The sequence below is a fragment of the Allobaculum sp. genome, assembly GCF_047010065.1.
Lineage (GTDB): Bacteria > Bacillota_I > Bacilli_A > Erysipelotrichales > Erysipelotrichaceae > Allobaculum > Allobaculum fili.
Map to the genome: position 1 here is coordinate 1 of NZ_JBKXLD010000086.1, position 9,889 is coordinate 9,889.

Below are 9,889 nucleotides of genomic sequence, written 5' to 3' on the forward strand. Positions count from 1 at the left end.
AACCGCTGACCCTCTGCTTGTAAGGCAGACGCTCTCCCAACTGAGCTAAGCCTCCTCTTGCTGAATGCCTGATCATTGTAGCTCATTCATTTTTCATTTGCAAGAAAGTAAACCTGACTTTGAAAAATCGGAAAAGGGAAGAAAGGCAGGAAGAACTGCAGGGAAGAAAATGCGCCAGGTCCGCCTCTGCATCTCTGGAGCCAGGCAACCGCATGTGCGTCTGGAAGGCGGATGTTTGCCTTTGCCGGTTTCAGAAATACAGAAAGGAAAGAGGCAACGGCAAAATACGGTTTGCCTGCCATACGAGCAGCCAGATCCGAAAAAATGGCAAAAAAATACCGGGTGAGCATCCCGGGACGTTGTGGTCAGCCTGCATGACTGAACGCTCTATATTTAAAGCCCAGACCTGACATGAAGAAATATATAGTGCAGAGGGGTCAGGCGGCGGACTGCCAAAAAAATGGAGCAGGTGATGAGAATCGAACTCACGTAGTCAGCTTGGAAGGCTGAAGTTCTACCATTGAACTACACCTGCAAAAATAAAAATGGTGACTCGGCAGGGATTCGAACCCTGGACCCCTTGATTAAAAGTCAAGTGCTCTACCAACTGAGCTACCGAGTCAGGAAAAATGGTGCCGACTAGAGGACTTGAACCCCCAACCTACTGATTACAAGTCAGTTGCTCTACCAGTTGAGCTAAGTCGGCAAATGGTGGAGGCTAACGGGCTCGAACCGCTGACCCTCTGCTTGTAAGGCAGACGCTCTCCCAACTGAGCTAAGCCTCCATTCGCTTAACGCTTGATCATCATACCCAAAGCGGTCCGATCGTGCAAGTATTAATTTCAAAAAAATGAAACGAGGGCGGAAGAAAACGCGTTGCCCATTTTGGCAAGGCGTGTCTTTTTCCTTTACCTGTCGTATTTTTGGCTTTTTTATCTTTACGAAGTCCATTCGAAAAAAGTAAACTTTAAAGTTTCTTTCAGCTTCCCCGCTAAAATAGAAGCTGAAAAAATCCGGGAGCGTACCGATCCAGCAGCCGTCAAAAGACGGTTGGACCTGAAATTTCTCTGAGTCTGGAAACGGAGTCGACAGCCTGCTGTCCTCGGCACGCTTGCCGCAAATGAAAAAAGAAACGATGGATCGGGAAGCTTTCCTGGATCGAAATCGTAAACAGACAAAAATATATATCGAAAAAATCGGCGAAAGGCCGGTTTCTGGAAAGGAGCCGAATATGAAAATTTTAATTGTGGAAGATGAAACGCGTCTGGCCGAAGCGACAGCCGCGATGCTTCGCCAGAATGCCTACAGTGTGGATCTGGCGTTTGATGGAGAAACGGGATCCGAAAAGGCGTCCAGCGGCATTTACGATCTGGTTATTCTCGATGTAATGCTGCCAAAAAAAGACGGCTTTGAAATTCTCGAAGATATTCGAGTGCTGGCTCCGGAAACCCGGGTGATCATGCTGACGGCACGCGGCGAACTGAGCGATAAGCTGGCCGGTCTGAAAAATGGAGCGGACGACTACATGACCAAGCCGTTTCATATGGAAGAACTGCTGGCCCGTGTCGATATCCAGCTGAAGAAAACGAGCGCCGTGAAATCCAATAAGCTTGAATATGGCGACATTTCACTGGATCTGCAGTCGTGCATGCTCAAAAGCCGGGAAAGCGGCGAAAGCATTCCGATTGCCGGCAAGGAATACACGCTTCTCGAATATTTCCTTTCCCATCCAGGACAGATTCTCAGCCGGGATCAGCTGTACTCCAAAGTGTGGGGCTGGGACAACAATATTGAATCCAATAATCTGGAAGCCTATCTTTCCTTTCTGAGAAAGAAGCTGCGTCTGCTCGGTTCCAAAGTGGAACTGAAATCGGTACGCGGTCTGGGCTATCGCATGGGGATGAAAGATGAATGAACTTCGTCGGAAGATGATGCTCACCCTGTTCGGGCTGCTGAGCATCATGGTCTGGCTGATTGTCGGCGTCTTTGATTTTCAGAACTACGCGACCGTACAAAACGATCTATCCGCCAGTATTCTGGAGATTTCGGAAATGACCCGCGAACTCTGGAATCCGACCGCGCTTGGTCCGTTTCCGCAGGACGAAGATGAAGATTCCCGGCTGGCTCTGCTTTATGAAAATCCAGTCTACATGATCGTCTTCAATAACGCGCAGAAGCCCATGCATTTTCTGACCACGCAGGATACAGATGAAGGGACGATCAACAAGATTGTCGAGAAAGCGCAGTTCGTCGAGAAAACGAGCCGCCCGGATACGAATCCGGCGATCGGCAACCTTCTGGTGAGCAGCTACGTGTGCTATCATCCGTCCAACAATATGGTGATGATGATCGACGTAACCGCCATCCGCAACGAACTGATCAGCCATCTGTTCATATCCATCCTGATCGGCATCGGCTTTGAAGGCCTGCTGTACATCGCCTGCCGCAAGGCGGCAGCCTGGATGATCGGCCCAATCGAAGAGACATTCAAGAAGCAGCGCCAGTTTATCGCCGACGCGTCCCATGAACTGAAGACGCCGGTCGCGGTCATTCTGGCCAATGCTGAAGCCATGGAAAAGGACCCGAACCCCAAATGGCTTTCCAATATTGAAGAAGAAGCCAGCCGCATGAACGGTCTGATTACCGATCTGCTGGATCTGACGCGAAACGAGCAGCAGGAAATCCAGATGCTTCCGGTCAACCTTTCCCGTCTTGTGGAAAAGCAGTGCCTGATTCAGGAAGCGGTCATGTTTGAACATCATATTGAGCTGAGCGAAACCATCGAACCGGATCTTACGGTGAACGGTCAGTCGTCTATGCTCGAACAGGTGATCGCCATTCTGCTCGATAATGCGGCGGCGCATTCCGATGGAAAGATCGCGGTCACGCTTCGCCGGCAGGGAAAAGACGTTCTGCTTTCGGTTTCCAATACCGGCGTTCCGATTCCGCCCGATCAAAGGGAAAAGATTTTCGAACGCTTCTATCGTGCCGATGAATCGAGAAACCGTTCCTCCGGCCGGTACGGTCTCGGACTGGCCATCGCCAAAAGCATCGTGAACCGGCACAAAGGCAAGATTGAAGTTGACTGCCATGGCGGCTGGACCACCTTTACGGTCGTTCTTCACGCAGCGGCCTGATCCGATCCGGTCTATATGCAAATCCATGTGTAACAGCCAGAAGGCGCGAGAACGATCGCGCCTTTTTCCCTGGCTGCAAAAGAGAGCCTGAACTTCTGGCAAAATACCTTTGTCCGCACGGGGGAAGACAGATTTTGCATCGCCTTTTGAAATGGTATTTTCTAAACCGCTCGAATCTGGATATTATGGATCTGTTTGCGGATCGATCGGTCTTTTGGAATTTTCCGTTTCGATGGTTCACCAGTCTCAGTGAATCAAACTGGAATGGGGAAAAGGCAGATCCGGGAGATTGAAGGAAGGAAACCGGCAAAGTTCTGTGCGATAAACGGGCACTGCCGGAAGGGAAAGATATGAAACAGTTTTTAAGCCGAACCTGGATGGTTTACGGCATCGGCCAGATCTTGATGATGGCCCTTTGTGCCTATGTCGGCTGGTATGCGGTTGCCAATGCGGCGGTCGTCATTACGGCTGCGTATTGCGTGCATCTGGCCAGAAAGCGCAAAAAACAGCTCGAAGACAACAAGGATGTCATCCGCAAAATGACGCGCAAGCAGAAGAAGACGCTTGAGACGATCGACGATAAGCAGGTCCGCAAAATTTCCGCGACTTCGCGCATGATGCCGTATCTCTGCTTTGGCTGCCTGCTGCTCAACGGCTACACCTATTACTACAACACCGCCAATTCCCGCGCCGCAGCCGTATGGCTGGGAATTCCGGATGCCTGGAACGTATGGTTTCTGGTGATCGGAATGGTGTTTGGCTTTGTTTTCTACTTCGCGTTCTGCTTTAAAATGAACGAAATGATGACTCTGAAGGACTGATCTTCAGAGTCTTTTTTCATGAGAAGCATGAATTCTCAGCCTGAAAGCAAAGGAAAAGCCGGTCCGTCAAAGTCTGAAAGAAAGGACGGGATCCGGCCAGAATAAAGAAAAAGACATCGCCAGACGATGTCCCTTTATTTGAGTCCATAAGCTGGACATGAATTTGCGATGGCTGGGGCAACTGGGATCGAACCAGTGAAATGCAGGAGTCAAAGTCCTGTGCCTTACCGCTTGGCTATACCCCAAGGCGCACAAAAAAGCAAAGGTATTGTATCAACCGCGAATTTTCCTGTCAACGAACGCAGGAATGTGCGACTGAAGCCACTTGTGCTGCAAAGAGAGGCATTTGGAAACGACTTTTTCCAGCGCAGAATCGTTGATCCGGCGGCTTTCAAAACGAATCTGATCGTTTTCAAATAAGGAAATGGAATTGAAGGCGCTCTTGATCTGCCGTCCGAATACAGGGCGCATCTGAAGCAGTCCGGCTTCCGAAGCGATCCGGTAATCGGGATCAAACGACAGGTACGTATGGCAGTGAAACGTGGAAACAATGGCTTTGACAGAGCTGTCGGGGTCCTTGCCGCAAAGGACAAGATGGATCCGGCAGTTCAGTACGCCAAACCAGACTGACCACTCCTGCAGCAGCACGAGCTTTCTGGAAAGCAGGTCCGCCGTGGAAGAAGCAATCAGAATGTTTAAAACAAGCGGGTGGTCTTTCAACAGGTCTTTCATACTCTCTTAAATCCGTGGTTCTGTACGATATAATATTAGCAACTCAGGGAGGCATCGTCTAATGGTTCGAGCGGGTATAGATTTAGGAGCCCACAGTCTGCGGCTGATTGTGGACGGAGAGGGCGTTGTATTTGATGAGCCTTCTGTTGTCGCGTTCAATGAAAAGGGAGATGTTCTGGCCATCGGGGAGCAGGCGTATGATCTGCGCTCGTCCAGGGACCGGACGATCCGTTTAGTCCGCCCGATCCGTGATCAGGGCGTGGATACAAAAGCGCTCGAAGCCATGCTCAACGAACTGTGCTATGAATTCCGGCTGTTTCGACTGTTCCAGAAAACGACGCTTCTGTTAAGCTATTCTTCTGCGTTTTCGGAAGAAGATATTTTGCATCTGAAACAGACGCTTCTCGATCTGGGCGCCAGTCAGATTTATTTCGATCCGGAAATCTGGATGGCAGCCGTCGGATCCGGCCTGGATCTGTTCTTGCCGGTTTCGAGCTGCGTTCTTTCGGTCGGCTTTTCCAACTGCGATATCGCCATTTTCCGTCAGGGACAGCGCATTTATCACGCTTCGAACCCTTCGCTTAATGGCCGCAGAGCCAGCGAGCTGGCAGCAAAGTACCTGCTTCGCCATCACGATCTGATTCCGGATGAGCAGACGCTCGATTTGCTGATTCAGTCCATCGGCGCGGTACGTCTTTCATCTAAGGATCAGTACGTGCGCATCAAAGGGCGCCTGCGGGATACCGAAAAGCAAATTGAAATCCCGGTCAGCCAGAATGAAATGGCTGCGGTACTCGCACCGTTTGCCAGAGAACTCGGTCTGTGGGTTTCTTCGTTTGTGCGCGGCTTGCCGGAAAACATTCAGCTCGATCTTTCGGAACGGGGAATTGTCGCCAGCGGCGGTACGATGAAGATGCTTGGCCTGGCCGATCAGATCGGCGCGCTGGCCGGATGTCCCGTTTACTGCACCGATGAGCCCGATCGAACGGTCTCCCGGGGCATGGAAGCGCTTCTCGAAACCATTGGACGCTGAGAAAGGGCATACCTTTCAGGCTTTCGGACTTTTCGTTTGCAAACAAAGTGACAATTGAATATATTGATAGATGGCTATTTATACAATTCACGATAAATTTGCTTCAATTTGCGAACAGGATTCGCTAAAAATTGGCTGAAAATAGAAACTAAACAGGAGGAACTTGAGCATACATGGCTAAACAGGACATGATCGAACTTGATGGCTTGGTAACGGATACACTTCCAAACGCCGCATTTAAAGTAAAACTGGAAAACGGACACGAAATTCTGGCTCATGTTTCTGGAAAGATTCGTCTGCACCACATTCGTATTCTTCCCGGCGACAGAGTAAGAGTGGATATTTCCCCTTACGACCTCACACGCGGACGCATCACCTTCCGCTACAAATAAGGTATACCGCCTGAATAAACAGGATACATACGACAGGAAAGTTCAGAGTCAGCGAATTCTGAACAAGGAGGTACATCATGGAAGTTTTTACCCGGGCAGCATTCAATCAGCTTCCTGACGGCACGGATACTCGCGCCTCTTTTACATTTGAACCCCTCGCACGCGGGTTTGGAACCACCATTGGCAACGCCATCTGCAGAACTCTGCTCTCGGATCTTCCGAGCACAGCCGTTATGGCTTATAAAGTGGAAGGCGCTCCTGCCGATGCCGCTAAACTTGATGAAATCGAAGAAGATATTATTCGTCTGAAACTGAATCTGAAAAAGATCCAGCTTGAAACCGAAGATACGGGAATCACCGAACTGCAGTTAGTGAAAACCGGCCCTTGCACAGTAACCGCCGGCGATCTGATCTGCCCGGAAAACACAACGATTACCGATCCGGATCAGGTGATCTGCACCGTTAAGGAAAACCAGACACTGAACATGACGCTGTTTGCGGCGACCGACGGCGGCTACAAGACAGCAGGCGAAATTGAAAAAGAATACGACCTTCCCGAAGGAACGGTCTGCCTCGATACAACCTTTACACCGATTAAATCCGCAGAATATCTGTCCGAGCCGACGCTGCTTGGTCACGATACGAAGTATGACAAAGTCACATTCGACATTCATACCAACGGAAGCATTACGCCGCTGAACGCCGTTACGGAAGCTGCGCGTATTGTCATCGGCTATCTCGATAATATTTATCCGGCTGCGCAGATGGAACTCGAAGAAAGCTTCACCGTTCAGCCGCCGGTTACGGAAGAAGTGGCGAAGTCTTCGACAATGATGATCGAAGATCTTGAGCTGTCTGTCCGCTCCTACAACTGCCTCAAACGTGCAGGCATTCAGACTGTAGAAGAGCTGACCCAGAAGACCGAAGATGAAATGATGCACGTGAAAAACCTCGGCAAGAAGTCGCTTCAGGAAGTCAAGGACCGTCTCGAAGCCATGGGACTTGGTTTCCGGCAGTACGACTGATTCCAGGCAAGCAGGCTGCGCTGTATTCCCTGAGAAGAGGGAGAAATTTCAGCCCGCAAAGCGGGAACGGAATTTCAGAACACGAAGCGCGCTGTCAGCCAGCACGAAATCCATTATCGATACAGAAAGAGGAAGTCCGGATCGAATCGGACCTCCTCTTTTTCTGCTTTCAGGGGCGTTATCGGCGTATAAAAGGACGAAATCCACCGATATTCGACAGGCGGAAAAATACCATCCCAAGCGGCTGGATTTATCGTGAAGAAAAGGATCCCGTCCCTTTGAAAAACGTCTGTACATTGCATTAAGAAAAATGTAAGTATAGGGCAATTGATCTGGATTTTCGATTTAGCTATGATATTTTTATAGAAATGAAACCAAATGATTTGAAATGAACAGTATGAAAACAGCTTTCAGCGTTTGCGTTTACTCCCGTTTTTTCAATCTGCAGGGCAGTACAGAGTGAACAAAACAGGCAGAACAAGAACAGGCGTTCCGGATACCCAGAATCCAGAGAAGAAAGCCCAGACTTTTCACAAATCGAATCCCGAAAATGCTTCGGCCGCGCCGCATGCATTTACATACAGTAAGCACAGAAAGTGAGGAATTGCATATTTATGGCAAAAGATTTTTTCAAAGATCGCAAAGCGATTATCAGCACGATTCTCGATAACATGCAGGGCTCGAATGAATTCGATGAGTCCAAATACTACACGATCGACATTCTCGACGTGGACGGTGAAACCGCCAAGGTAATGGTCTGCGATGATTACCGCTACCTGACAAAGGAAGAAGGCACCTGGAAAGAAGTGCCGCAGGCTTCCAAAGCGTAATCGCCAAAAGCCTGTTTTCTCGCGCAGCGTATGACGTTCGAGGACAGGCTGTATGACAGGCTTGCTAAAAAAAGCACAAAACGTATTTAAAACGAAAAAGCGGCCCGTACCGCAGAACGTTCCCTTGAGGGGAAGGCTCTGCGGTACGGGCCGCTTTCGTACAGGGATGTATGGGCAGGCTTAGTCTTCGAGTGTGCGGATTCCAAAGCGGAAGTAAAGGACGTGGCCGATCCAGACGGCCACAAGAATCCACTGGACCCAGGGCAGATGGAAGAGCATCAGCCAGCTGCAGAGAAGCACGAGCGAGATCGTCATCAGAACGCGCTTCTTAGCCTGCGGACGCATGGCACGGTGTTCAACCCAGTCTTTGGCATTGTCCTGATACAGCCGGGATGCGACAAAGCGATCGTGCAGCTTCTCGCTGCTTCGCCCAAAGCCAAAGGCGGCCATCAGCGCGAAAGGAAAGGACGGCAGAACGGGCAGGATGGCTCCAAGAACGCAAAGAAACAGTCCGACGAAGCCGATCAGCAGAAACAGCGGCTTTTCGATGCGGTTCTGGTTGTCGTAGTACAGATGGCGAAGAGCCATGACTGGATGATGGAGAAGCATGCGCGGGCCGGAATAGCGCATGACCTGACGAATCTGTTTGCGCCGCTCGTTTCGGTAACAGTGCACCTGGCACTGGGAACAGAATATTTTCGTTTCCATGAACGGGCATTTGGAAATGCGCACAACGGCGTATTCCAGCAGCTCTTTTTCTTCATGGGGATTGGGATACTTTTTGTAGTAGAGGGCGATCATTTCCTGGACGACACGTGCCTCAAAGGCCCGTTTCTTTTCAGCCCTGCGCTGCTTTTCGCCGGACGAAAGAGAACTTCCGCTTTCCGCCAGCATGGTATCCAGCCCCTGATCGAGGGAATCGATGAAGGTATCGATGCTGGCCTTTTTGCACGCTCTGCGAATTTCTTTGTCTGTCGCATCGGGTTTGGCGGCTAAAAGGTTATTGCGAAGGGTATCGGTAAACAGAACGCTCTCCTGCAAAACCACAGACTGTTTTGTACGCAGGAAATCCGTCTGTACGTCTTTCAGTTTTTCATCGCCAAGGCGGGCTGTCCCGGCCTGCGGATCGAAAAAGCGCATGAGCAGGCGAAGCAGAGTGGATTGTCCGCAGCCGCTTCTGCCTTCGATTCCGGTGATTTTTCCTTCCGGAAAAGACAGGGAAAGACTTTCCAGGATCGCCTGATCGTCATAGGCAAAGGCGAGATTTTCCACCGCCATGGCGCTCGATTCTGGGCAGGCCCCTTTTTCGTTTTCCCTGACGGTAACTTCTTCATCAAACAGCGTCAGGACGCGGCGAGCGGCCCCAAGCGTGGAGGACAGACCGGTCGACAGATTGGCCAGCGCCAGAAATGGTCCAAAGGTTGAGGACTGGAGCACGAGACTCGCAAAGAAGCTTTGTGCACCGATCTGATCGTGCCGGTAAAGATAGAGACCAAGAAAAAGCATGAAGAGCATCGAGAGAGTAACGATAGCCAGAGAGGCAGAAGAAGCGGCCACGGTCTGTTTTTTCTGCTCGTCTTCCAGCACGAGCAGTTCTTCCGTCTTTTCGTTCATTCGTGCTTTGCGGACGCCTTCAAGATCGTACTGAATGATTTCGTCCGCGCCGCGCACGTTTTCCAGCACTGTCGCGCTCAGATCGCCGACAGCCTTACGACGGGCAATGCCGGTTTTCTGTGCGGCAGAACCGAAAATCAGCGGAATGCCAAAGGCAGCCAGCGCGTAGCTGCAAAGAAGCAGGACGCCGATGGACCAGTGAATCCAGAAACCGGCAGCTCCAAAGAGGACGGCGCAGCAGATCGCGATGCAGAACGTAAGTGTCAAACAATCGACGGGTATACGCGAGACTGAATATTAGATAC

The 9,889-nt window shown here is 50.5% G+C and carries 9 protein-coding genes and 5 tRNA genes; 7 read left to right on the forward strand and 7 right to left on the reverse strand.

What is annotated here, in order from left to right; genetic code table 11:
• Positions 1–461 precede the first annotated feature (461 nt).
• From ACLUYS_RS07755 to ACLUYS_RS07770, 4 genes are all read right to left on the reverse strand, one after another.
• Positions 462–535, reverse strand: a tRNA-Gly gene (locus ACLUYS_RS07755).
• 11 nt (positions 536–546) lie between these two features.
• Positions 547–622 (reverse strand) — tRNA-Lys (locus ACLUYS_RS07760).
• A gap of 8 nt (positions 623–630) precedes the next feature.
• Positions 631–706, reverse strand: a tRNA-Thr gene (locus ACLUYS_RS07765).
• A 3-nt stretch (positions 707–709) separates the two neighbouring features.
• Positions 710–785, reverse strand: a tRNA-Val gene (locus ACLUYS_RS07770).
• A 446-nt stretch (positions 786–1,231) separates the two neighbouring features.
• On the opposite strand from ACLUYS_RS07770, the gene ACLUYS_RS07775 reads away from it, so the two are divergent.
• From ACLUYS_RS07775 to ACLUYS_RS07785, 3 genes are all read left to right on the forward strand, one after another.
• Positions 1,232–1,915 (forward strand): response regulator transcription factor, encoded by a 684-nt coding sequence (locus ACLUYS_RS07775; protein ID WP_230267990.1) that lies wholly within the window; start codon positions 1,232–1,234, stop codon positions 1,913–1,915.
• A complete protein-coding gene (locus ACLUYS_RS07780) occupies positions 1,908–3,137 on the forward strand; it encodes a sensor histidine kinase (RefSeq protein WP_230267989.1) in 1,230 nt (409 codons plus the stop codon). The genes ACLUYS_RS07775 and ACLUYS_RS07780 overlap by 8 nt, the downstream gene beginning before the upstream one ends.
• Positions 3,138–3,487: 350 nt before the next feature.
• The gene (locus ACLUYS_RS07785; RefSeq protein ID WP_412659542.1) at positions 3,488–3,958 is read left to right on the forward strand and encodes a hypothetical protein; all 471 of its coding nucleotides are present in this window, start codon (positions 3,488–3,490) and stop codon (positions 3,956–3,958) included.
• A 169-nt stretch (positions 3,959–4,127) separates the two neighbouring features.
• Here ACLUYS_RS07785 and ACLUYS_RS07790 read toward each other — a convergent pair.
• Both ACLUYS_RS07790 and ACLUYS_RS07795 read right to left on the reverse strand, forming a co-directional pair.
• A tRNA-Gln gene (locus ACLUYS_RS07790) sits at positions 4,128–4,203 on the reverse strand.
• A gap of 28 nt (positions 4,204–4,231) precedes the next feature.
• Complete coding sequence (locus ACLUYS_RS07795) at positions 4,232–4,690, reverse strand: hypothetical protein (RefSeq protein ID WP_230267175.1); 459 nt, start codon at positions 4,688–4,690, stop codon at positions 4,232–4,234.
• Between the two features lie 61 nt (positions 4,691–4,751).
• Between ACLUYS_RS07795 and ACLUYS_RS07800 the strand changes: the two genes are divergently transcribed.
• From ACLUYS_RS07800 to ACLUYS_RS07815, 4 genes are all read left to right on the forward strand, one after another.
• Positions 4,752–5,723: a rod shape-determining protein gene (locus tag ACLUYS_RS07800; RefSeq protein WP_230267176.1), complete on the forward strand. Its 972-nt coding sequence runs from the start codon at positions 4,752–4,754 to the stop codon at positions 5,721–5,723.
• 173 nt (positions 5,724–5,896) lie between these two features.
• Complete coding sequence (gene infA, locus ACLUYS_RS07805) at positions 5,897–6,115, forward strand: translation initiation factor IF-1 (protein ID WP_230267177.1); 219 nt, start codon at positions 5,897–5,899, stop codon at positions 6,113–6,115.
• A 77-nt stretch (positions 6,116–6,192) separates the two neighbouring features.
• Positions 6,193–7,140 carry a DNA-directed RNA polymerase subunit alpha gene (locus ACLUYS_RS07810; RefSeq protein WP_230267178.1) on the forward strand — a complete coding sequence of 316 codons (948 nt, stop codon included), beginning with the start codon at positions 6,193–6,195 and terminating at the stop codon, positions 7,138–7,140.
• Between the two features lie 614 nt (positions 7,141–7,754).
• Positions 7,755–7,970: a hypothetical protein gene (locus ACLUYS_RS07815; protein WP_230267179.1), complete on the forward strand. Its 216-nt coding sequence runs from the start codon at positions 7,755–7,757 to the stop codon at positions 7,968–7,970.
• Positions 7,971–8,150: 180 nt separating this feature from the next.
• Here the strand turns inward: ACLUYS_RS07815 and ACLUYS_RS07820 are convergent, their stop codons facing one another.
• Positions 8,151–9,851: a nitrous oxide-stimulated promoter family protein gene (locus tag ACLUYS_RS07820; protein ID WP_412659543.1), complete on the reverse strand. Its 1,701-nt coding sequence runs from the start codon at positions 9,849–9,851 to the stop codon at positions 8,151–8,153.
• Positions 9,852–9,889 lie beyond the last annotated feature (38 nt).